This window comes from Stenotrophomonas chelatiphaga (genome assembly GCF_032054965.1).
GTDB lineage: Bacteria > Pseudomonadota > Gammaproteobacteria > Xanthomonadales > Xanthomonadaceae > Stenotrophomonas > Stenotrophomonas chelatiphaga.
Genome location: NZ_DAMBRS010000013.1, coordinates 18764 through 40619 on the forward strand (window position 1 = coordinate 18764; position 21856 = coordinate 40619).

At 62.6% G+C, this 21856-nt stretch carries 22 protein-coding genes; all 22 read right to left on the bottom strand.

The genetic code is table 11. The annotated features are described in order from the left end of the window. Positions 1-2: 2 nt before the first annotated feature. The gene (gene rplN / locus RTX79_RS14645; protein ID WP_042614221.1) at positions 3-371 is read right to left on the bottom strand and encodes a 50S ribosomal protein L14; all 369 of its coding nucleotides are present in this window, start codon (positions 369-371) and stop codon (positions 3-5) included. A 13-nt stretch (positions 372-384) separates the two neighbouring features. Beyond that, a complete protein-coding gene (rpsQ, locus tag RTX79_RS14650; RefSeq protein WP_042614222.1) occupies positions 385-654 on the bottom strand; it encodes a 30S ribosomal protein S17 in 270 nt (89 codons plus the stop codon). An 11-nt stretch (positions 655-665) separates the two neighbouring features. Next, positions 666-851: a 50S ribosomal protein L29 gene (gene rpmC / locus RTX79_RS14655; RefSeq protein ID WP_042614223.1), complete on the bottom strand. Its 186-nt coding sequence runs from the start codon at positions 849-851 to the stop codon at positions 666-668. Further along, entirely contained in the window at positions 851-1264 is a 414-nt protein-coding gene (rplP, locus tag RTX79_RS14660; protein WP_042614224.1) for a 50S ribosomal protein L16, read from the bottom strand. Before rplP ends, rpmC begins: the two co-directional genes overlap by 1 nt. Before the next feature lie 5 nt (positions 1265-1269). Next, on the bottom strand, positions 1270-2001 hold the full coding sequence (gene rpsC, locus RTX79_RS14665; RefSeq protein ID WP_042614225.1) for a 30S ribosomal protein S3: 732 nt from the start codon (positions 1999-2001) through the stop codon (positions 1270-1272). 17 nt (positions 2002-2018) lie between these two features. Continuing rightward, positions 2019-2354, bottom strand: a complete 336-nt coding sequence (gene rplV, locus RTX79_RS14670; protein WP_017355410.1) for a 50S ribosomal protein L22 — start codon at positions 2352-2354, stop codon at positions 2019-2021. A gap of 12 nt (positions 2355-2366) precedes the next feature. After that, the gene (gene rpsS / locus RTX79_RS14675; RefSeq protein WP_042614226.1) at positions 2367-2636 is read right to left on the bottom strand and encodes a 30S ribosomal protein S19; all 270 of its coding nucleotides are present in this window, start codon (positions 2634-2636) and stop codon (positions 2367-2369) included. Between the two features lie 6 nt (positions 2637-2642). Then, entirely contained in the window at positions 2643-3470 is an 828-nt protein-coding gene (gene rplB, locus RTX79_RS14680; RefSeq protein WP_042614227.1) for a 50S ribosomal protein L2, read from the bottom strand. Between the two features lie 10 nt (positions 3471-3480). Next, positions 3481-3780 (bottom strand): 50S ribosomal protein L23, encoded by a 300-nt coding sequence (rplW, locus tag RTX79_RS14685; protein ID WP_042614228.1) that lies wholly within the window; start codon positions 3778-3780, stop codon positions 3481-3483. Further along, on the bottom strand, positions 3777-4382 hold the full coding sequence (rplD, locus tag RTX79_RS14690) for a 50S ribosomal protein L4 (RefSeq protein ID WP_057508940.1): 606 nt from the start codon (positions 4380-4382) through the stop codon (positions 3777-3779). The genes rplW and rplD overlap by 4 nt, the downstream gene beginning before the upstream one ends. 12 nt (positions 4383-4394) lie before the next feature. Further along, complete coding sequence (gene rplC / locus RTX79_RS14695) at positions 4395-5045, bottom strand: 50S ribosomal protein L3 (protein ID WP_042614230.1); 651 nt, start codon at positions 5043-5045, stop codon at positions 4395-4397. 11 nt (positions 5046-5056) lie between these two features. Further along, on the bottom strand, positions 5057-5368 hold the full coding sequence (gene rpsJ, locus RTX79_RS14700) for a 30S ribosomal protein S10 (protein WP_010341589.1): 312 nt from the start codon (positions 5366-5368) through the stop codon (positions 5057-5059). 330 nt (positions 5369-5698) lie between these two features. Next, a complete protein-coding gene (gene tuf, locus RTX79_RS14705; RefSeq protein ID WP_101098575.1) occupies positions 5699-6889 on the bottom strand; it encodes an elongation factor Tu in 1191 nt (396 codons plus the stop codon). A 50-nt stretch (positions 6890-6939) separates the two neighbouring features. Further along, positions 6940-9081, bottom strand: a complete 2142-nt coding sequence (gene fusA, locus RTX79_RS14710) for an elongation factor G (RefSeq protein WP_057687560.1) — start codon at positions 9079-9081, stop codon at positions 6940-6942. Between the two features lie 137 nt (positions 9082-9218). Further along, on the bottom strand, positions 9219-9686 hold the full coding sequence (rpsG, locus tag RTX79_RS14715; RefSeq protein WP_042615315.1) for a 30S ribosomal protein S7: 468 nt from the start codon (positions 9684-9686) through the stop codon (positions 9219-9221). A gap of 11 nt (positions 9687-9697) precedes the next feature. Beyond that, on the bottom strand, positions 9698-10072 hold the full coding sequence (gene rpsL, locus RTX79_RS14720; RefSeq protein WP_042615316.1) for a 30S ribosomal protein S12: 375 nt from the start codon (positions 10070-10072) through the stop codon (positions 9698-9700). Positions 10073-10362: 290 nt separating this feature from the next. After that, positions 10363-14607 carry a DNA-directed RNA polymerase subunit beta' gene (gene rpoC / locus RTX79_RS14725; protein WP_312684533.1) on the bottom strand — a complete coding sequence of 1415 codons (4245 nt, stop codon included), beginning with the start codon at positions 14605-14607 and terminating at the stop codon, positions 10363-10365. 89 nt (positions 14608-14696) lie between these two features. Continuing rightward, positions 14697-18851, bottom strand: coding sequence for a DNA-directed RNA polymerase subunit beta (gene rpoB, locus RTX79_RS14730; RefSeq protein ID WP_057687562.1), 4155 nt, complete (start codon positions 18849-18851; stop codon positions 14697-14699). A gap of 310 nt (positions 18852-19161) precedes the next feature. Then, on the bottom strand, positions 19162-19530 hold the full coding sequence (rplL, locus tag RTX79_RS14735; protein WP_042615319.1) for a 50S ribosomal protein L7/L12: 369 nt from the start codon (positions 19528-19530) through the stop codon (positions 19162-19164). A gap of 63 nt (positions 19531-19593) precedes the next feature. After that, positions 19594-20127 (bottom strand): 50S ribosomal protein L10, encoded by a 534-nt coding sequence (gene rplJ, locus RTX79_RS14740; protein ID WP_057687563.1) that lies wholly within the window; start codon positions 20125-20127, stop codon positions 19594-19596. 386 nt (positions 20128-20513) lie between these two features. Continuing rightward, positions 20514-21212 (bottom strand): 50S ribosomal protein L1, encoded by a 699-nt coding sequence (gene rplA, locus RTX79_RS14745; protein WP_042615321.1) that lies wholly within the window; start codon positions 21210-21212, stop codon positions 20514-20516. 4 nt (positions 21213-21216) lie between these two features. Next, entirely contained in the window at positions 21217-21645 is a 429-nt protein-coding gene (rplK, locus tag RTX79_RS14750) for a 50S ribosomal protein L11 (RefSeq protein WP_042615322.1), read from the bottom strand. Positions 21646-21856 lie beyond the last annotated feature (211 nt).

The following is a 21856-nucleotide window of genomic DNA, read 5'->3' on the forward strand; positions in this document are numbered from 1 at the left end:
GCTCACAGCACTTCGGGAGCGAGCGAGACGATCTTCATGAACTTCTCGGAACGAAGTTCACGCGTCACCGGTCCGAAGATACGGGTGCCGATCGGCTCCTGCTTGTTGTTCAGCAGGACAGCTGCGTTGCCGTCGAAGCGGATCAGCGAACCGTCCGGACGACGAACACCCTTGCGGGTACGGACAACAACGGCGTCGTAGACTTCGCCCTTCTTGACCTTGCCGCGCGGAATCGCATCCTTCACGGTGACCTTGATGATGTCACCGATGTGGGCATAACGGCGCTTGGAACCGCCAAGCACCTTGATGCACATCAGTTCCTTGGCACCGGAGTTGTCCGCGGCGTCAAGGTAGCTCTGCATCTGGATCATGAGTCAGATCTCCTTATTCAGCCGCACGCGTGATGACTTCCACCACGCGCCAGTTCTTGGTCTTGGACATCGGAGCAATCTCGGTCACGCGGACGACATCGCCTTCGTTGCAGGCATTGTCGGCATCGTGGGCGTGCAGCTTGGTCGAGCGCTTGATGTACTTGCCGTACAGCGGGTGCTTGACCTGGCGTTCCACCAGGATGGTGACCGTCTTGTCCATCTTGTTGCTGACGACACGGCCTTCGACCGTGCGCAGCGCTTTGTTTTCAGTATTGTCGCTCATAGCGGCCATCCTTACTTGATGCTGCCGAGCAGGGTCTTGGTGCGAGCAATCTCGCGCCGGACCCGGCGGATATCGTGAGTCTTCGGCAGCTGGCCGGTGACCTGCTGCATACGGACAGAGAACTGTTCCTTACGCAGGTCGATCAGGTGGGCCTTCAGTTCGTCAGCCGACTTTTCACGGAGTTGTTTGAGGTCCATCAGCGCACCGTCCGGGTTACGAAAGTGGTGGTGACCGAGAGCTTGGCGGCGGCCAGGCGGAACGCCTCGCGTGCCACGTCTTCGGTTACACCCTCGATTTCATAGATCATGCGGCCGGGCTGGATCTGGGCCACCCAGTATTCCACGTTGCCCTTACCCGAACCCATTCGAACTTCGATGGGCTTCTTGGTGATGGGCTTGTCGGGGAACACACGGATCCACATCTTGCCACCGCGCTTGACATAGCGGCTGATCGAGCGGCGGGCCGCTTCGATCTGACGCGCGGTCAGCTGACCGTGGGCGGTCGCCTTCAGGCCGTACTCGCCGAAGCTGACAGCGTTGGCGCTCCAGCTCAGGCCGTCGTTACGACCCTTATGTACCTTGCGGTATTTGGTTCGCTTGGGTTGCAACATTGTCGTTACCTCGCTTCACGAGCCGGGCGCTGACGGTCACCGCGGTCGCCGCGATCGTTACGATCGTTGCGCGGGGAATCGTCCTGCTTTTCCTGGCCAACCTGGGAGAAATCGAAGACCTCGCCCTTGTAGATCCAGACCTTGATGCCGATGATGCCGTAGGTCGTCTTGGCTTCAGCGAAGCCATAGTCGATGTCGGCACGCAGCGTGTGCAGCGGCACGCGGCCTTCGCGGTACCACTCCGAACGGGCGATTTCAGCACCGTTCAAGCGGCCACCGACGTTGACCTTGATGCCCAGGGCACCGAGGCGCATCGCGTTGCCGACCGAGCGCTTCATTGCGCGGCGGAACATGATGCGACGCTCAAGCTGCTGCGCGATGGACTCGGCAACCAGCTGGGCGTCCAGCTCGGGCTTGCGCACTTCGGTGACGTTGATGTGCGCCGGGACGCCCATCATTTCGCTCACTTCCTTGCGCAGCTTCTCGATGTCCTCACCGCGCTTGCCGATCACCACGCCCGGACGGGCGGTGTGGATCGTCACGCGAGCGGTCTTTGCCGGACGCTCGATCAGGATCTTGCTGATGCCGGCCTGCGCAAGCTTCTTGCGCAGCATTTCCCGCACCTTCAGGTCGGCCGCCAGGTAACCAGCGAACTCGGCCTTGTTGGCGTACCACTTGGAGTTCCAATCCTTGGAAATACCGAGGCGGATACCAATCGGATGAACTTTATGACCCATGGTCTTTTCCTTTCCGCTTACTTGCCGGCGCCCACAACCACAGTGATGTGGCTGGTGCGCTTGAGGATGCGGGTACCGCGGCCTTTCGCCCGCGCCATGAAACGCTTCAGGGTCGGACCTTCATCTACCATGATGGTCTGGACCTTCAGCTCGTCGACGTCAGCGCCCTGGTTGTTCTCGGCATTTGCAATAGCCGACTCCACCACCTTCTTGATCAGGTGGGCAGCCTTCTTGTCCGAGAACTTCAGCAGGTTGACCGCACGCTCGGCAGGCAGGCCGCGCACCTGGTCAGCGACCAGGCGGGCTTTCTGCGCAGAGATGCGTGCGGAGCGCAAAATGGCTTTCGCTTCCATTGTCATCTCTCCTTACTTGCCGGACTTCTTGTCACCACCGTGACCCTTGAAGGTCCGGGTGATGGCAAATTCGCCGAGCTTGTGGCCGACCATGTTCTCGTTGATGAGAACCGGGATGTGGTTCTTGCCGTTATGCACGGCAATGGTGACGCCTACCATGTCAGGCAGGATCATCGAACGACGCGACCAGGTCTTGATCGGACGCTTGCTACCCGCAGCGGCAGCCACCTTAGCAACCAGGTGGTGATCGACAAACGGGCCCTTCTTGAGTGAACGTGCCATGGTCGATTAGCCCCTACGATCGCGGACGATGAACTGCTGAGTGCGCTTGTTATGGCGCGTCTTGTAACCCTTGGTCGGAACACCCCACGGGGTGACCGGATGCGGGTTACCCTGGCCGGCCTTCGCCTCACCACCGCCGTGCGGATGGTCAACCGGGTTCATGGCAGCACCACGAACGGTCGGGCGGACACCGCGCCAGCGCTTGGCGCCAGCCTTGCCCAGCTTTTCCAGGTTGTGCTCGTCGTTACCGACTTCACCGATGGTGGCGCGGCACTCGACCGGCACCTTGCGCATTTCACCCGAGCGCAGGCGCAGGGTGGCGTAGATGCCTTCACGAGCGACGAGCTGCACGGCGGCGCCGGCGGCACGAGCGATCTGGGCACCCTTGCCCGGCTTCAGTTCGATGCCGTGGATGGTGGTACCGACCGGGATGTTGCGCAGCGGCAGCGTGTTGCCTGCCTTGATCGGCGCATCGGAGCCCGCGATCACCTGGTCACCGGCCTTCAGGCCCTTCGGTGCGATGATGTAGCGACGCTCACCGTCGACGTAGCACAGCAGGGCGATATGGGCGGTGCGGTTCGGATCGTATTCAATCCGTTCCACGCGCGCCGGAATGCCTTCCTTGTTGCGCTTGAAATCGATGACGCGGTAGTGCTGCTTGTGACCACCACCAACGTGACGCGTGGTGATGCGACCGTGGTGGTTACGACCACCGGACTTGCTCTGCGGCTCCAGCAACGCTGCGTGCGGTGCGCCCTTGTGCAGATCGGGCGTAACCACGCGCACGGCCGAACGGCGGCCGGGGGAAGTGGGCTTGAATTTCATCAATGGCATGGGATGGACCTCAGGCCTTGGCCGTTACATCGATGGACTGGCCATCGGCCAGGCGCACGTACGCCTTGCGCCAATCGCCACGGCGGCCAGCGCGGTTACGGAAGGACTTGTTCTTGCCCTTGACGTTCAGCACGTTGACGGCCTCGACCTTGACGTCGAACAGCTGCTCGACCGCGGCCTTTACATCGGCCTTGGTGGCTTCGTTCGAAATCTCGAAGACATACTGGTTGGAAAGTTCCTGCAGGCGCGCGGTCTTTTCAGAGACTCGCGGAGCGCGCAGCACGCTGAAGATTTTCTCGTTGCTGCTCATGCCAGCCACTCCTCGACCTTCTTGACCGCGTCAGCGGTAATGATGACCGTATCGGCACCGACCAGCGACACCGGGTCCAGACCCTGCACGTCACGCACTTCCACGTAGGGAATGTTGCGGGCCGACAGGTACAGGTGCTCGGAGGCTTCTTCAGTGACGATCAGCGGGCGCTTGCCCACTTCCAGGCCGGCCAGCTTGGCGATCAACGACTTGGTGTTGGTCGCTTCGACATCGAAGGCCTCCACGATCGTCAAACGGCCCTGACGGTTCAGCTCGGACAGGATCGCGCACATGGCGGCACGGTACTGCTTACGGTTGACCTTCTGCTCGAAGCTGCGCGGCTTGGCCGCGAAGGTGACGCCACCGCCGACGAAGATCGGAGCCGTCAGCGCGCCATGACGCGCACCGCCGCCCTTCTGCTTCTTCGACTTCTTGGTGGTGCCAGCCACTTCAGAACGAGTCTTCTGAGCCTTGGTACCAGCGCGACCGGCGTTGCGATAGGCGACGACGACCTGGTGAACCAGATCTTCGCTGAAATCGCGACCGAACACGGCGTCGGAGACCGAGACCTTGTTGTTGCTACCCGTGATAACGAGTTCCATCGTCATCTCTCCTTATGCCTTGCTCGCCGGACGGACGATCACGTCGCCACCCGCCGCGCCAGGAACGGCGCCGCGAACTGCGATCAGACCGCGCTCGACGTCGACCTTGACAACTTCCAGGTTCTGGGTGCTCTGCTGCACCGAACCCATGTGACCGGACATCTTCTTGCCCGGGAACACGCGGCCGGGCGTCTGGCGCTGACCCAGCGAACCCGGCGCGCGATGCGACAGCGAGTTGCCGTGGGTAGCGTCACCCATGCGGAAGTTGTAGCGCTTGATGGTGCCCTGGAAGCCCTTGCCCTTGGTGACACCCTGGACGTCGACGATCTGGCCGACTTCGAAGATGTCCGCCTTGACTTCGCCGCCGACGGCGAAATCGCCGAGCTGCGCGTCTTCAACGCGGAATTCCCACAGGCCCCGACCGGCTTCGACCTTCGCCTTGGCGAAGTGGCCGGCTTCCGGCTTGTTGACCAGGGCAGCACGACGTGCGCCGACGGTCACCTGCACGGCGCTGTAGCCGTCGGTTTCGACGGTCTTGATCTGCGCGATGCGGTTCGGGGAAGCTTCAATCAGGGTCACCGGGATGGACTGGCCATCTTCAGTGAAAACGCGGCTCATGCCAGCCTTGCGGCCCACGAAGCCCAACGAATATTTCTTCGTCATGGTCGTAGTCCTCAGGTCAGCTTGATCTGAACGTCGACGCCGGCAGCCAGTTCGAGCTTCATCAGCGCGTCCACGGTCTTGTCGTTCGGATCAACGATATCGAGCACGCGCTTGTGCGTGCGGGTCTCGTACTGGTCACGCGCGTCTTTGTCGACGTGCGGGGAGACGAGGATGGTGTAGCGTTCGATCTTGGTCGGCAGCGGGATCGGGCCACGCACTTGCGCGCCGGTCCGCTTTGCCGTTTCTACGATCTCGCTGGCCGAACGGTCGATCAAGCGATGATCGAACGCCTTCAGCCGGATACGGATCTTTTGGTCCGCCATGACGGGGGTTCCTTCGTTAAAAGAGCGACGGACAAGGCCTCTGGGTTGCCATGTCCCGTGAATATCCTGCATACAGACGGCCCGCACTCCTGCAGGCCGACAAGGTCAATCCATTAACCTCAAAAACGTAGGCAGGTCGGTTTCCCGGCCTGCCCAGACGTAGAAGCATAGCGCACATACAAAAAGCCTGTCAACACAGTGTGTTGACAAAGCCTGAATGGCGCGACCGATCCTGGTCCGGGGAACACGAAACACGTCCTGTGTTTCTTTTCCCTTTTAAAGCACCCCGATGCCCTACCCAGGCAACATCGGGGTGCAGATTCTAACAGATTACTTGATGATCTTCGAGACCACGCCGGCGCCGACGGTACGACCGCCTTCGCGGATGGCGAAGCGCAGGCCTTCGTCCATGGCGACCGGGTTGATCAGGGTGACAACCATCTTCACGTTGTCGCCCGGCATCACCATTTCAACACCTTCCGGCAGCTTGGCTGCGCCGGTGATGTCGGTGGTGCGGAAGTAGAACTGCGGACGGTAGCCGTTGAAGAATGGGGTGTGACGGCCGCCCTCATCCTTCGACAGCACGTACACTTCGCCTTCGAACTCGGTGTGCGGCTTGATCGAACCCGGCTTGCACAGGACCTGACCGCGCTGCACGTCGTCACGCTTGGTGCCGCGCAGCAGCAGACCGGCGTTGTCGCCTGCCTGACCCTGGTCGAGCAGCTTGCGGAACATTTCCACACCGGTGACGGTGGTCTTGACGGTGTCACGGATACCGACGATTTCGATTTCTTCGCCGACCTTGATCACGCCGCGCTCGATACGACCGGTCACCACGGTGCCGCGGCCCGAGATCGAGAACACGTCTTCCACCGGCATCAGGAACGGCTTGTCGACGTCACGCTCCGGCAGCGGAATCCAGCTGTCCAGGGCTTCGACCAGCTTGATCACGGCCGGCACGCCGATGTCGCTCTGGTCGCCTTCCAGCGCCAGACGGGCCGAACCAGCGATGATCGGGGTGTCGTCGCCCGGGAAGTCGTACTTGCTCAGCAGCTCGCGCACTTCCATTTCGACCAGCTCAAGCAGCTCTGCGTCGTCGACCATGTCGGCCTTGTTCAGGAACACGACGATGTACGGCACGCCGACCTGGCGCGACAGCAGGATGTGCTCGCGGGTCTGCGGCATCGGGCCGTCAGCAGCGGAACAGACCAGGATCGCGCCGTCCATCTGCGCAGCACCGGTGATCATGTTCTTGACGTAGTCAGCATGGCCCGGGCAATCGACGTGGGCGTAGTGACGGACGGTGGATTCGTATTCGACGTGTGCGGTCGAGATCGTGATGCCACGTGCCTTTTCTTCCGGCGCGGCGTCGATCGCGGAGTAATCCTTGAACTCGCCACCGAAGCGCTCGGCACCGATCTTGGTCAGTGCGGCGGTCAGCGTGGTCTTGCCGTGATCGACGTGACCGATGGTGCCGACGTTGACGTGCGGCTTGGTGCGCTCGAACTTACCCTTTGCCATTTCTATCTACCTTTTAGTTTCTAAAGTGGAGTGGAGGACCTGAGCTGGGCTCAGGCCTTCTTCATGACTTCGTCGGCGATGTTGCTCGGTGCCGGCTCGTAGTGGTCGAATTCCATCGTGAACGTGGCACGGCCCTGGGTCTGCGAACGCAGCGAGGTCGCGTAGCCGAACATTTCACCCAGCGGGATCATCGCGTTGATGATCTCGGCGGAACCGTCACCGGTCACGCTCGAACCCTGCAGCATGCCGCGACGACGGCTGACGTCGCCCATCACGTCACCCTGATAGTCGCTCGGGGTCACGATCTCGACCTTCATGATCGGCTCCAGCAGGACCGGCTTGGCCTTGGAGAAGCCCTGCTTGAAGGCCATCGAGGAGGCCAGCTTGAACGCCATTTCCGAGGAGTCCACGTCGTGGTACGAGCCGAACACCAGCTTGACCTTGACGTCGACCACCGGGAAGCCCGCCAGCGGACCGCTGGTGATGGTTTCGCGCAGACCCTTTTCGATCGACGGAATGAATTCCTTCGGAATCACGCCACCGGTGATGTCGTTGATGAACAGGAAGTCGTCCTTGATCATCGGACCGATCTTCGGATCGGCACGGTCTTCAGCGGTGATCGGCGACAGCTCGATCACGACGTGACCGTACTGACCCTTACCACCGGACTGCTTGGCGTGCTTGTAGTCCGACTTCACGTCCGACATCTGGATGGTTTCGCGGTAAGCCACCTGCGGCTTGCCGACGTTGGCTTCAACGTTGAACTCGCGCTTCATGCGGTCAACGATGATGTCCAGGTGCAGCTCACCCATGCCCGAGATGATCGTCTGGCCGGATTCCTGGTCGGTCTTGACGCGGAACGACGGATCTTCCTGGGCCAGACGGCCGAGGGCCAGACCCATCTTTTCCTGGTCGGACTTGGTCTTCGGTTCGACGGCCATCGAGATGACCGGCTCCGGGAACACCATGCGCTCCAGGATGATCGGGTGTTCCTGCGAGCACAGGGTGTCACCGGTGGTGGTGTCCTTCAGACCCACGGCCGCGGCGATGTCACCGGCCAGCACTTCCTTGATCTCTTCGCGATCGTTGGAATGCATCTGCAGGATGCGGCCGATGCGCTCCTTCTTGCCCTTGACCGAGTTCAGCAGCTGGTCGCCGGCGTTCAGGGTGCCCGAGTAGACACGGAAGAAGGTCAGCGCGCCCACGAACGGATCGGTGATGATCTTGAAGGCCAGTGCCGAGAACGGAGCCTTGTCGTCGGACTTGCGGCTCAGGGCAACGGTTTCGTCGTCCACGTCGGTACCGGTCACGTCCGGCACGTCGATCGGCGACGGCAGCAGCTGCACCACGCCGTCCAGCATGGCCTGCACGCCCTTGTTCTTGAACGCCGAACCGCAGTACATCGGCACGATGTCGGTGGCCAGGGTGCGCACGCGCAGGGCTTCGACGATTTCGGCCTCGGTCAGCTCTTCGCCGCCCAGGTACTTTTCCATCAGCTCTTCGCTGGCTTCAGCCGCGGCTTCGATCATGTAGGTGCGGGCCTCTTCGGCCTCCGCCTGCATGTCCGCCGGGATCTCCAGGTAGTCGAACTTCATGCCCTGCGAGGCTTCATCCCAATGGATGGCCTTCATCTTGATGAGGTCGACCACGCCCTTGAAGTTTTCTTCAGCGCCGATCGGCAGCTGCATCGGCACGGCAACGGCACCGAGCTTGGCCTTCAGCTGGCCAACGACCTTGGTGAAGTTGGCACCGGTACGGTCCATCTTGTTGACGAAGGCAATGCGCGGCACCTTGTACCGGTTGGCCTGGCGCCACACGGTTTCGGACTGCGGCTGGACGCCACCGACGGCGCACAGCACGAACACCGCACCGTCGAGCACGCGCAGCGAGCGCTCCACTTCGATGGTGAAGTCGACGTGCCCGGGGGTGTCGATGATGTTGAAACGGTGCTCCGGCAGGGACTTGTCCATGCCCTTCCAGAACGCGGTGGTGGCAGCGGACTGGATCGTGATGCCACGCTCCTGCTCCTGCTCCATCCAGTCCATGGTGGCGGCGCCGTCATGCACTTCACCGATCTTGTGGCTCTTGCCGGTGTAGAACAGGATGCGCTCGGACGTGGTGGTCTTGCCGGCATCGATGTGAGCCATGATGCCGAAATTGCGGTAACGCTCGATGGGAGTGGTGCGGGCCACGGGGAGCCTCTCGATTTCTTGGATTTCGGATGGCCGAACGCCGCCTTTCGGCGGCCTTCGGATTGGCGCGACCCTTCCGGGGTCGCGGGGCAGCACTCAGATGGTGCTGCCCTGCCTGTTTTGCAAGGCCGTCAAACTCACCAGCGGTAGTGGGCGAATGCCTTGTTGGCTTCGGCCATACGGTGGGTTTCTTCGCGCTTCTTGATGGCGCCGCCACGGTTTTCCGAGGCATCGATCAGTTCAGCAGCCAGCTTCTTCGGCATGGTGTTTTCGCCACGCTTGCGCGCGGAGTCGATCAGCCAACGCATGGCCAGCGCCATCTTGCGCGACGAACGCACTTCGACCGGCACCTGGTAGGTGGCACCACCGACACGGCGGGACTTGACCTCGACCGACGGAGCAACGTTGTCCAGCGCCTTCTGCACCAGCTCGATCGAGTTGGCGTTCTTTTCGCTGATCACGTCCATCGCACCGTAGACGATCTTTTCGGCCACGGACTTCTTGCCGCTCAGCATCACCATGTTGATGAAGCGGGCGATCGTTTCACTTCCGTGCTTCGGATCGGGCAGGACGGAACGCTGGGGAGTATTACCTTTACGCGACATGTGCTCTCTCCTTATGCCTTCGGACGCTTGGCGCCGTACTTCGAACGGGCCTGGCGACGCTTGGCGACACCGGAGGCATCGAGCGAACCGCGAACAGTGTGGTAACGCACACCCGGCAGATCCTTGACGCGACCGCCGCGGATCAGGACCACGGAGTGCTCCTGCAGGTTGTGGCCTTCACCACCGATGTAGCTGATGACCTCTTCCTGGTTGGTCAGGCGGACCTTTGCAACCTTGCGGAGGGCCGAGTTCGGCTTCTTCGGGGTGGTGGTGTAGACGCGCGTGCAGACGCCACGGCGCTGCGGGCACTTCTCGAGCGCCGGCGAGGCACTCTTGTAGGTGGTAGCTTGCCGCGGCTTGCGGACCAGCTGGTTGATCGTCGCCATCAGTAGGTTCTTCTGATTGGGGCCGGCAGATGCCGGCCAGAGATGCGGAAATGTTAAAGCAGACCATTACTGGCCTGCTGAGACAGACGATTGTAGCAACCTGCCAGAAACGCAGTCAAATGCGGTTCTGTCAAGCCCTTCCTTATCCTGGAAGGTTACGGGGGGGCCTCCGTGTACCCCGTTCAGACTGGCGGGAGAGACCGGAGTCTCCCCTGCCCTTTCACTACCACCGGGCGATGGGCCCGGTGCTGCAACCCGGCAGGTCCGGCCTTTCGACCGGACCGCCTTGCTTACTCGTCGCTGCCCGGAGCCTGTTCAGCTTCAGCAGCGGCTTCGATCACCGGCTCGGCGACCACAGCGGCAGCGGCAACCGGGGTGCCGGCCAGCGTCTGCATTTCCGAATCGGTCAGCCCGCTCGCGTTGCGGCGGCGGTTGGCGTGATACGACAGGCCGGTACCGGCCGGGATCAGGCGACCGACGATGACGTTTTCCTTCAGGCCGCGCAGGTTGTCCTTGGTGCCGCGGACGGCAGCTTCGGTCAGCACGCGGGTGGTTTCCTGGAAGGATGCCGCCGAGATGAACGACTCGGTGGCCAGCGAGGCCTTGGTGATGCCCAGCAGGACCGGATCGTACTGGGCCGGCAGTTCGGTACGGGCACCGAGGCGTGCATTCTCCTCGATAACGCGCTGACGTTCCACCTGTTCGCCATTCAGGAACTTGCTGTTGCCCTGGTCGGTGATCTCGACCTTGCGCAGCATCTGGCGGGTGATCACCTCGATGTGCTTGTCGTTGATCTTCACGCCCTGCAGGCGGTACACGTCCTGGATTTCCTTGACCAGGTAAGCCGCCAGCGGTTCGACACCCAGCAGACGCAGGATGTCCTGCGGGCTCGGCTCGCCGTCCACGATGGTTTCACCCTTGGTCACGTGCTCACCTTCGAACACGATCACCTGGCGGTACTTCGGAATCAGCTCTTCGTGCTCGGAACCATCGGTGTCCTTGATGATCAGGCGCTGCTTGCCCTTGGTGTCCTTGCCGAAGCTGATGATGCCCGAACGCTCGGCCAGCACCGCCGGATCCTTCGGCTTGCGCGCTTCGAACAGATCGGCCACGCGCGGCAGACCACCGGTGATGTCGCGGGTCTTGGACGCTTCCTGCGGGATCTTGGCGACCACGTCACCCACGCCGACGGCGGCGCCGTCCTGCAGGTTGACGATGGAGCGCGGCGGCAGCAGGTACTGGGCCGGCATGTCGGTGCCCGGGATCAGCAGATCGTTGCCCTTGGCATCGACGATGCGGATCAGCGGACGCAGGTCCTTGCCCATCGAACCACGACGCTTCGGATCGGTGATCTCGCGCGAGGCCAGGCCGGTCAGTTCGTCGGTCTTCTCGATGACGGTGATGCCGTCGACGAAGTCGATGAAGCGCAGGAAACCAGCGACTTCCGACACGATCGGGTGGTTATGCGGATCCCAGTTGGCCACGGTCTGGCCAGCCTTCACTGCATCGCCGTCCTTGGACGCGATCATCGAGCCGTACGGCAGCTTGTAACGCTCGCGCTCGCGGCCATGGGCATCGAGCACCGAGATTTCGCCCGAACGCGACACCGCCACCAGCGAACCGTTGGCATGCGAGACCGACTTCAGGTTGTTGAACTTAACCGAACCGGTGGTCTTGACGGTGATGTTGTCGACCGCAGCCGCACGCGACGCCGCACCACCGATGTGGAACGTACGCATGGTCAGCTGGGTACCCGGCTCACCGATCGACTGTGCGGCGATGACGCCGACCGCTTCACCGATGTTGACGATGTGGCCACGGGCCAGATCGCGGCCGTAGCAGCGACCGCAGACGCCGAACGCGGAGGCGCAGGAGATCGTCGAACGGACCTTGATGGTCTGCACGCCGGCATCTTCCAGCTTGGCCACCCAGGCTTCGTCGAGCAGCGTGTTGCGGGTCACGATCGGATCTTCGTCGTTGCCCGGCAGGAACACGTCCTCGGCCACGACACGACCCAGCACGCGGTCCTTCAACGGCTCCACGACGTCGCCGCCTTCCACGATCGGGGTCATGGTCAGGCCGTCGGTGGTACCGCAATCCACTTCGGTGATCACCACGTCCTGCGCCACGTCCACCAGACGACGGGTCAGGTAACCCGAGTTGGCGGTCTTCAGCGCGGTATCGGCCAGACCCTTACGGGCACCGTGGGTGGAGTTGAAGTACTCCTGCACGTTCAGGCCTTCACGGAAGTTCGCCTTGATGGGCGTTTCGATGATGGAGCCATCGGGACGGGCCATCAGGCCACGCATGCCGGCCAGCTGGCGGATCTGCGCCTGCGAACCACGTGCACCGGAGTCGGCCATGATGTACAGGGAGTTCATCGACTTCTGGTCGATGGTCTCGCCCTTGGCATTGGTGACCTTCTCGGTACCGATGGTGTCCATCATCGCCTTGGCGATGCGCTCATTGGTGCGCGACCAGATGTCGACCACCTTGTTGTAGCGCTCGCCGGCGGTGACCAGGCCCGACTGGTACTGCTCCTGGATTTCCAGCACTTCGGCTTCGGCCTCGGTGAGGATGCCCTTCTTCTCGTCCGGGATCAGCATGTCGTCGATGCCGATCGACACGCCGGCGCGGGTCGCGTAGGCGAAGCCGGTGTACATCAGCTTGTCGGCGAACACGACCGTGTCCTTCAGACCCAGCTGGCGGTAGCTGGAGTTGATCAGGCGGCTGATGTTCTTCTTGGTCAGCTCGGTGTTGGCCAGCGCGAACGGCAGGCCTTCCGGCAGGATTTCAGCCAGCAGGGCGCGACCGATCGTGGTGTCCACGATCGAGGTCTTGTTCTGCTTGTTGCCGTCTTCGTCGGTCACCACTTCGGTGATGCGGACCTTGACGCGTGCGTGCAGTTCCACCACGCGGTTGTCGTAGGCGCGCTTGACTTCGGCGATGTTGGCGAAGGCCATGCCCTCGCCCTTCTTGTTTTCCAGCGAGCGGGTCATGTAGTACAGACCCAGCACGACGTCCTGCGACGGCACGATGATCGGCTCGCCGTTGGCCGGCGACAGGATGTTGTTGGTGGACATCATCAGCGCACGCGCTTCCAGCTGGGCTTCCAGCGAGAGCGGCACGTGGACGGCCATCTGGTCACCGTCGAAGTCGGCGTTGAACGCGGTGCAGACCAGCGGGTGCAGCTGGATGGCCTTGCCTTCGATCAGCACCGGCTCGAACGCCTGGATGCCCAGGCGGTGCAGGGTCGGCGCACGGTTCAGCATCACCGGATGTTCGCGGATGACCTCTTCCAGGATGTCCCAGACTTCGGCTTCTTCGCGCTCGACCAGCTTCTTGGCGGCCTTGATGGTGGTGGCCAGGCCACGACGCTGCAGCTTGGCGAACACGAACGGCTTGAACAGCTCGAGCGCCATCTTCTTCGGCAGGCCGCACTGGTGCAGGCGCAGGTACGGACCGACCACGATGACCGAACGGCCCGAGTAGTCCACGCGCTTGCCCAGCAGGTTCTGGCGGAAGCGGCCCTGCTTGCCCTTGATCATGTCGGCCAGCGACTTCAGCGGGCGCTTGTTGGTGCCGGTGATGGCACGGCCGCGACGGCCGTTGTCCAGCAGCGCATCGACCGATTCCTGCAGCATGCGCTTTTCATTGCGCACGATGATGTCCGGCGCGCTCAGTTCCAGCAGGCGACGCAGGCGGTTGTTGCGGTTGATGACGCGGCGGTACAGGTCGTTCAGGTCGGAGGTGGCGAAGCGGCCACCGTCCAGCGGCACCAGCGGACGCAGGTCCGGCGGCAGCACCGGCAGCACGGTCATGACCATCCACTCCGGACGGTTGCCCGATTCCAGGAAGGCTTCGATCAGCTTGATGCGCTTGGTGAGGCGCTTGAGCTTGGTTTCCGAACCGGTGCTGGCGATTTCTTCGCGCAGGCGGGTCATTTCCGACTGCAGGTCGATCGTGCGCAGCAGTTCGTACACGGCCTCGGCGCCCATGGCGGCATCGAAGTCGTCGCCGTGTTCCTGGCGTGCGGTCAGGTACTGCTCTTCGGTCAGCAGCTGGCGGCGTTCCAGGGCGGTAAGGCCCGGCTCGGTCACCACGTAGGCTTCGAAGTACAGCACGCGCTCGATGTCACGCAGGGTCATGTCCAGCATCAGGCCGATGCGCGACGGCAGCGACTTGAGGAACCAGATGTGCGCGACCGGCGACGCCAGGTCGATGTGGCCCATGCGCTCGCGACGCACCTTGGCCAGGGTCACTTCGGTGCCGCACTTTTCGCAGACCACGCCGCGGTGCTTCATGCGCTTGTACTTGCCGCACAGGCACTCGTAGTCCTTGACCGGTCCGAAGATGGCGGCGCAGAACAGGCCGTCACGCTCCGGCTTGAAGGTACGGTAGTTGATGGTTTCCGGCTTCTTCACTTCGCCGAACGACCACGAACGGATCAGGTCGGGCGAAGCCAGCGCGATCTTGATCGCGTCGAAATCCAGCGTCTGGCGCTGCTGGTTGAAGAGGTTGAGCAGGTCTTTCATGGTGTTCTCCAGAAGGAGGAATGCGTTGTCGATGGGCTGTCAGAACGGAGCGGCGGCGCTGCTGCCCGGGAGCAGCAGCGCCTGCGCGATCAGTTGTCTTCCAGTTCCATGTTGATGGCCAGCGAGCGGATTTCCTTCACCAGCACGTTGAAGGATTCCGGCATGCCGGCCACCATCTCGTGCTCGCCGTCGACGATGTTCTTGTACATCTGGTTGCGGCCCTGCACGTCATCGGACTTCACCGTCAGCATTTCCTGCAGGGTGTAGGCCGCGCCGTAGGCTTCCAGCGCCCAGACTTCCATTTCACCGAAGCGCTGGCCGCCGAACTGCGCCTTGCCGCCCAGCGGCTGCTGGGTGACGAGCGAGTACGGACCGGTCGAACGGGCGTGCATCTTGTCGTCGACCAGGTGGTTCAGCTTCAGGTAGTGCATGTAGCCGACGGTGGTGTGGCGATCGAATGCCTCACCGGTACGGCCGTCATACAGCTGGGTCTGGCCGCTGGCCGGCAGGTCTGCCAGTTCCAGCATGCGCTTGATTTCCGCTTCGGTGGCACCGTCGAAGACCGGCGTTGCCATCGGCACGCCGTCGGTCAGGTTGCCGGCCAGACGCAGCAGCTCTTCATCGCTGAACTGGGTCAGGTCGACGTGGGTGGCCACGTTGTCGCTGTCGTGGTTGTACACCTCGTCCAGGAACACGCGCAGCTGCGCCACGGCGGCCTGGGCTTCCAGCATGCCCTGGATCTTGCGCCCCAGGCCCTTGGCGGCCCAGCCCAGGTGGACTTCCAGGATCTGCCCGATGTTCATGCGCGACGGCACGCCCAGCGGGTTCAGCACGATGTCCACGGTCTCGCCCGAGGCCATGTACGGCATGTCTTCGACCGGCACCACGTTGGAGACCACACCCTTGTTGCCGTGGCGGCCTGCCATCTTGTCGCCCGGCTGGATGCGGCGCTTCACGGCCATGAACACCTTGACCATCTTCAGCACGCCCGGGGCGAGGTCGTCGCCGGCGGTGATCTTGCCGCGCTTGTCGGCGAAGCGACGCTCGAACTCCTTCTCGTGCGCCTGGATCTGCTTCTGGGCGCGTTCGATGGCTTCCGAAGCGTCCTCGTCCTTCATGCGCAGCACGAACCAGTCAGCCTTCTTCAGGCCGTCCAGGTAGGCGTCGGTGATGGTGTCGCCCTTCTTCAGGTTGGCACCACCGTTGACCACCTTGCCGACGATCTGCGAACGCAGGCGGGCGTAGATGGCACCTTCCAGGATGCGGTACTGGTCGTCGAAGTCCTTCTTGACGCGCTTGATCTCGGATTCCTCGATCTGGCGCGCACGCTTGTCCTTCTCGATGCCGTCGCGGGTGAAGACCTGCACGTCGATGACGGTGCCGTCCATGCCCGGCGGCACGCGCAGCGAGCTGTCCTTCACGTCCGAAGCCTTCTCGCCGAAGATCGCGCGCAGCAGCTTTTCTTCCGGGGTCAGCTGGCTTTCGCCCTTCGGGGTGACCTTGCCGACCAGGATGTCGCCGGCGCGCACTTCGGCACCGATGTACACCACGCCGGATTCGTCCAGGCGGTTCAGCGCCTGCTCGGACACGTTCGGGATGTCGGCGGAGATTTCCTCCGGCCCCAGCTTCGTATCACGCGCGACGCAGGTCAGCTCTTCGATGTGGATCGTGGTGTAGCGATCCTCTTCCACCACGCGCTCGGAGAGCAGGATGGAGTCTTCGAAGTTGTAGCCGTTCCACGGCATGAAGGCGATCAGCATGTTCTGGCCCAGGGCCAGTTCGCCGATGTCGGTGGACGGACCATCAGCCAGCACGTCGCCACGCGCCACCACGTCACCCACGTTCACCAGCGGACGCTGGTTGATGCAGGTGTTCTGGTTGGAACGGGTGTACTTGACCAGGTTGTAGATGTCCACGCCGGCGTCGGTCGCGCCGATGATTTCTTCTTCGACGATCTTGACCACGATGCGTGCGGCATCGACCTGCACCACTTCACCACCACGACGGGCGTTGACGGTGACGCCGGAGTCGCGTGCCACGGCACGTTCGATACCGGTACCCACCAGCGGCTTCTGCGCACGCAGGGTCGGCACGGCCTGGCGCTGCATGTTGGCGCCCATCAGTGCACGGTTGGCGTCATCGTGTTCCAGGAACGGAACCAGCGCCGCGGCGACCGACACGGTCTGCATCGGCGAGACGTCCATGAAGTGCACTTCCGCCGGCGGCTTCAGCAGCGATTCGCCCTGGAAGCGGCACGGCACGAACTGCTCGGTCAGCACGCTGTCGGCATTGGTCAGGGCGTTGGCCTGGGCAATGACGTACTCGTTTTCTTCGATCGCCGACAGGAATTCGACTTCGTCGAACACCTTGCCGTCCACGACCTTGCGGTACGGGGTTTCAAGGAAACCGTACTCATTGGTGCGGGCGTACACGGCCAGCGAGTTGATCAGGCCGATGTTCGGGCCTTCCGGCGTTTCGATGGTGCAGACGCGGCCGTAATGGGTCGGGTGCACGTCGCGCACTTCGAAACCGGCGCGTTCGCGGGTCAGGCCGCCCGGGCCGAGGGCCGAGACGCGACGCTTGTGCGTGACTTCCGACAGCGGGTTGTTCTGATCCATGAACTGCGACAGCTGCGAGGAGCCGAAGAATTCCTTGATCGCCGCAGCCACCGGCTTGGCGTTGATCAGTTCCTGCGGGGTCAGGCCTTCGGATTCGGCCATCGACAGGCGTTCCTTGACCGCGCGCTCGACGCGGACCAGGCCCACGCGGAACACGTTCTCGGCCATTTCACCGACCGAACGCACGCGACGGTTGCCCAGGTGGTCGATGTCATCGACGACGCCACGGCCGTTGCGGATCTCGGTCAGGACCTTGATCACGTCCAGGATGTCGGACGACTCGCCATGCGCGGCAACCAGGCGCTTGGACTCTTCGTCATTGCGCTCGCCGTAGTACTTGCGGTCGTACAGCACGGCTTCGCCGGTGGTTTCCTTGCGGCCCACGCGACGGTTGAACTTCATCCGGCCGACCGTGGACAGGTCGTAACGCTCGAAGGTGAAGAACAGGTTGTGGAACAGGTTCTGCGCGGCGTCCTTGGTCGGCGGCTCGCCCGGACGCATCATGCGGTAGATCTCGACCAGCGCTTCCAGCTGGGTCTTGGTCGGATCGATGCGCAGGGTGTTGCTCAGGTACGGACCACGATCGAGGTCGTTCACCCACAGGGTGCCCACCGCGTCCACGCCGGCCTTGCGGAAGGCCTGCAGCTGGTCGTCGGTGATCTCGTCGTTGGCCTGCGCCAGCAGTTCGCCGGTGGCCGAATCGACCACGTCGTGCGACAGGATGCGGCCCACGATGTAATCGTCCGGCACGGCCAGGGCGGCGATGCCCGAGGCTTCCAGCTGCTTGACGTGGCGCGCGGTGATGCGCTTGCCGGCTTCCACGATGACCTTGTCACCGTCGGCCAGGTCGAAGCCCAGGGTTTCACCGCGCAGACGCTCGGCGACCAGCTCCAGCTGCACGCCTTCGTCGGGGTTGATGTGGAAGGTGTTGATTTCGAAGAACTCGGCCAGCATCTCTTCGTTGCTGTAGCCAAGCGCGCGCAGCAGGATCGACACCGGCAGCTTGCGACGGCGATCGATACGGGTGAACAGCGCGTCCTTCGGGTCGAACTCGAAGTCCAGCCAGGAACCGCGGTACGGGATGATGCGGGCGCTGTACAGCAGCTTGCCCGAGCTGTGGGTCTTGCCACGGTCGTGGTCGAAGAACACACCCGGCGAGCGGTGCAGCTGCGAGACGATGACGCGCTCGGTGCCGTTGACGATGAAGGTGCCGTTGTCGGTCATCAGCGGGATTTCGCCGAGATAGACCTCCTGCTCCTTCACGTACTTGATGGCCTTGGTCGACGACTCACGGTCGTAGATCACCAGGCGCACGGTCACGCGCAGCGGGGCGCCGTAGCTCATGCCACGCTGGCGGCACTCGCGTTCGTCGAACACCGGTTCGCCCAGCTTGTAGCCGACGTATTCCAGCGCGGCATTGCCGCTGTAGCTGGAGATGGGGAAGACGGACTTCAGTGCGGCGTGCAGGCCGTGGTCCGTGCGCTTGGCCGGATCGACGTTTTCCTGCAGGAACTCGCGGTAGGAGTCCACCTGGATGGCGAGCAGGAACGGCACTTCGAGAATAGCGCGCGACTTGGCGAAATCCTTGCGGATGCGCTTCTTCTCGGTGAACGAATAGGACGTCATGAGATCTTCCACCTTGTTGTGCGGGGCGTGCGTCCACGACCCAAAAGGAAACTTGAAATTGTCAGTTGGAAGTCGCTGGTATTGCCGGCACCAGCACGCCTTCTATTGCTACTTCCAACTGCCAACTTGACTGCATCTGCGTGACCGCCGGCGCGCTTGGCGCTGGCCGGACGGGCCTTTTCCTGCAGCCCGTGTTGGGCTTTTTCAAACGATGTTTCGGGGTACCGCGTGAAACGACCAAAGGCCGGGGGCTTTACGCCCCCAGCCTTGGCTGCATCGCCGGAAATCGATGGCGACGCAAGGGATCTGCTTACTTGACTTCGACAGTCGCGCCAGCAGCTTCCAGGTCCTTCTTGATCTTCTCGGCTTCGTCCTTCGACGCGCCTTCCTTCACGACGCCGCCGGCTTCGGTCAGGTCCTTCGCTTCCTTCAGGCCCAGGCCGGTGATGGCGCGGACGGCCTTGATCACTTCGACCTTCTTGTCGCCCGGCGACTTCAGGGTCACGGTGAATTCGGTCTGCTCTTCAACAGCGGCAGCCGGGCCAGCGGCAGCAGCCACGGCGACCGGAGCAGCGGCGGAAACGCCGAACTTCTCTTCGATGGCCTTGACCAGCTCCATCACTTCCATCAGGGACTTCGAGGCGATGGCTTCGACGATCTGTTCGTTGGAAAGGGACATTTTGATTACCTTTGAATGATTTTCTGGATTGAGGTTCCGTCAGGAACCACGGTAGGTCGAAACTCAGGCGGTCTCGGCGACCGGCTCAGCAGCAGCAGCGGCTTCGCCACCACCCAGCTGATCCGCCAGTGCCTTGTTGGCGCGCGCGAACATCGTGACCGGCTCGGTCAGGACGCGTGCCAGCATTGCCAGGGCCTGGTCGAGGGTCGGCAGCGAGGCCAACACGTCAACGTGGCTTGCCGGGAACACTTCGCCACCAATGGCGACGACCTTGGGCTGCAGCTTATCGTTGCCCTTGGCGAATTCCTTGATCAGGCGACCGGCTGCGCCGGGCTCCTCGAGCGAGAACGCATACAGCAGCGGACCGACCAGCTTGTCCTGTGCACATGCGAATTCGGTGCCTTCAACAGCACGCGAGGCCAGGGTGTTCTTGACGACTTTCAAGAAAACGCCGGTTTCACGAGCCTGCTTGCGCATCGCGGTCATCTGGGAGACCGTGGTGCCAGCGTATTCGGCTGCGATCAAGGAGTGGGCCTTGGCGGCGACGTCTGCCAGCTCCGCGACTACTTCTTGCTTCTGGGACAGATTGAGAGCCATTGCACTCCTCCGATTGAACTCCGCTTACGGCTCCTGCCGTTTGCGGTCCTGGGCGGCGTCCTTCCTGGACACCGGGAACATCGGGTTGATGTTCCGGGGGGTGGGCCGTTCCAGACCTGGACTCAACCTGGTATCAAACCAGAATTGCGTAAACCAGAAAAACTCCAGAAGGGCACCATCTACGCAGGGTGATCCGGACGGATCGATTAAGCGTTCGTGACTGCTCCGGCGGCGACTCCCTGCCAAATCGAGCTTCCGTGCCCGTCGCCGGCATGCCACGACCGCACCTGCGGTCTTTGACGGCTGCCACCGGCGATGCGCTGCCGGCGGTTGCCTTCAAATGGGACGGATGCGGAACCCGGGGGCTCCACATCCGCTTCAAACACTTACTTCAGGGTCAGGGTCGACTGGTCGACGGTGACGCCCGGGCCCATCGTCGAGCTGACCGACACCTTCTGCAGGTACAGGCCCTTCGAGGTGGCCGGCTTGGCCTTGATCAGGTCCAGCAGCAGCGCCTGCAGGTTCGACTTCAGCGCTTCGTCTTCGAAGCTGGCCTTGCCGATGGTGCAGTGGATGATGCCGGCCTTGTCGGTGCGGTAACGCACCTGGCCCGACTTGGCGTTCTTGACGGCTTCACCCGGGTTGGCCGAGACGGTGCCGACCTTCGGGTTCGGCATCAGGCCGCGCGGGCCGAGCACGGTGCCCAGCTTACCCACGACGCGCATGGCGTCCGGGGTCGCGATCACGACGTCATAGTTCAGATCACCGGCCTGCATCTTTTCGGCCAGGTCGTCCATGCCGACGGCTTCGGCGCCAGCGGCCAGGGCTTCGTCAGCCTTGGCACCGGCCGGTGCGAACACCGCAACGCGGACCGACTTGCCGGTACCGGCCGGCAGCACGGTGGAACCGCGCACCTGCTGGTCGGACTTCTTGGCGTCCACGCCCAGGCGCACAGCCACGTCGATCGACTCGACGAACTTGGCGCTGGCGGTGGTCTTCAGGATCTTGATCGCGTCTTCGAAGCCATACGACTTGCCCGGGACGACGGCGGCCTTCAGGGCCTTCTCACGCTTGTTCAGTGCCATGTTATTAGCCCTCCACCACGATGCCGATAGAACGGGCCGAGCCGGCGATGGTACGCACGGCGGCGTCCAGGTCAGCGGCGGTCAGGTCGGGTTCCTTCGCCTTGGCGATCTCTTCCAGCTGCTTGCGGGTGACCTTGCCGACCTTCTCGGTGTTCGGGCGCTTGGAGCCCGACGAGATGCCAGCAGCCTTCTTCAGCAGGGTGGTCGCCGGGGTGCTCTTGGTGATGAAGGTGAACGTACGGTCCGAATAGGCCGTGATGATCACCGGAACCGGCAGACCCGGCTCGAGCTTCTGCGTGGCGGCATTGAAGGCCTTGCAGAATTCCATGATGTTCAGGCCGCGCTGACCCAGCGCAGGACCGACCGGCGGCGAGGGGTTGGCCTGACCGGCCTTCACCTGCAGTTTGATGTAACCGACAACTTTCTTTGCCATGAGTATGCTCTCCGGGTGCTAGCGCCTTACGACAACAGGCTCCCCATCGGACCGGGAATCACGCGTCCCGGCATCGCGTTTTTGAATACATGCAGAAGGCCACCTTTCGGCGGCCTTCACTTTTGCCAGATTCCTGGCAGGAAGCCGGGCACTATACCAGCGCTTTGACGAAGCGTCCACACTGGCAACATGAACGCCAGGCGGTGCCTGG

What these genes read in the sequence shown, in the direction of transcription:
- rplP (WP_042614224.1), bottom strand. Translation starts at nt 1,264, where the DNA reads ATGTTGCAACCCAAGCGAACCAAATACCGCAAGGTACATAAGGGTCGT.
- rplC (WP_042614230.1), bottom strand. Translation starts at nt 5,045, where the DNA reads ATGACGAAGAAATATTCGTTGGGCTTCGTGGGCCGCAAGGCTGGCATG.
- rpoC (WP_312684533.1), bottom strand. Translation starts at nt 14,607, where the DNA reads ATGAAAGACCTGCTCAACCTCTTCAACCAGCAGCGCCAGACGCTGGAT.
- rplD (WP_057508940.1), bottom strand. Translation starts at nt 4,382, where the DNA reads ATGGAACTCGTTATCACGGGTAGCAACAACAAGGTCTCGGTCTCCGAC.
- rpsG (WP_042615315.1), bottom strand. Translation starts at nt 9,686, where the DNA reads ATGTCGCGTAAAGGTAATACTCCCCAGCGTTCCGTCCTGCCCGATCCG.
- tuf (WP_101098575.1), bottom strand. Translation starts at nt 6,889, where the DNA reads ATGGCAAAGGGTAAGTTCGAGCGCACCAAGCCGCACGTCAACGTCGGC.
- rpsJ (WP_010341589.1), bottom strand. Translation starts at nt 5,368, where the DNA reads ATGGCGGACCAAAAGATCCGTATCCGGCTGAAGGCGTTCGATCATCGC.
- rpsL (WP_042615316.1), bottom strand. Translation starts at nt 10,072, where the DNA reads ATGGCGACGATCAACCAGCTGGTCCGCAAGCCGCGGCAAGCTACCACC.
- rpsC (WP_042614225.1), bottom strand. Translation starts at nt 2,001, where the DNA reads ATGGGTCATAAAGTTCATCCGATTGGTATCCGCCTCGGTATTTCCAAG.
- rplN (WP_042614221.1), bottom strand. Translation starts at nt 371, where the DNA reads ATGATCCAGATGCAGAGCTACCTTGACGCCGCGGACAACTCCGGTGCC.
- rpsQ (WP_042614222.1), bottom strand. Translation starts at nt 654, where the DNA reads ATGAGCGACAATACTGAAAACAAAGCGCTGCGCACGGTCGAAGGCCGT.
- rplV (WP_017355410.1), bottom strand. Translation starts at nt 2,354, where the DNA reads ATGGAAGCGAAAGCCATTTTGCGCTCCGCACGCATCTCTGCGCAGAAA.
- rpoB (WP_057687562.1), bottom strand. Translation starts at nt 18,851, where the DNA reads ATGACGTCCTATTCGTTCACCGAGAAGAAGCGCATCCGCAAGGATTTC.
- rplL (WP_042615319.1), bottom strand. Translation starts at nt 19,530, where the DNA reads ATGTCCCTTTCCAACGAACAGATCGTCGAAGCCATCGCCTCGAAGTCC.
- rplJ (WP_057687563.1), bottom strand. Translation starts at nt 20,127, where the DNA reads ATGGCTCTCAATCTGTCCCAGAAGCAAGAAGTAGTCGCGGAGCTGGCA.
- rplB (WP_042614227.1), bottom strand. Translation starts at nt 3,470, where the DNA reads ATGCCATTGATGAAATTCAAGCCCACTTCCCCCGGCCGCCGTTCGGCC.
- rplK (WP_042615322.1), bottom strand. Translation starts at nt 21,645, where the DNA reads ATGGCAAAGAAAGTTGTCGGTTACATCAAACTGCAGGTGAAGGCCGGT.
- rplW (WP_042614228.1), bottom strand. Translation starts at nt 3,780, where the DNA reads ATGAGCAGCAACGAGAAAATCTTCAGCGTGCTGCGCGCTCCGCGAGTC.
- rpmC (WP_042614223.1), bottom strand. Translation starts at nt 851, where the DNA reads ATGGACCTCAAACAACTCCGTGAAAAGTCGGCTGACGAACTGAAGGCC.
- rpsS (WP_042614226.1), bottom strand. Translation starts at nt 2,636, where the DNA reads ATGGCACGTTCACTCAAGAAGGGCCCGTTTGTCGATCACCACCTGGTT.
- rplA (WP_042615321.1), bottom strand. Translation starts at nt 21,212, where the DNA reads ATGGCACTGAACAAGCGTGAGAAGGCCCTGAAGGCCGCCGTCGTCCCG.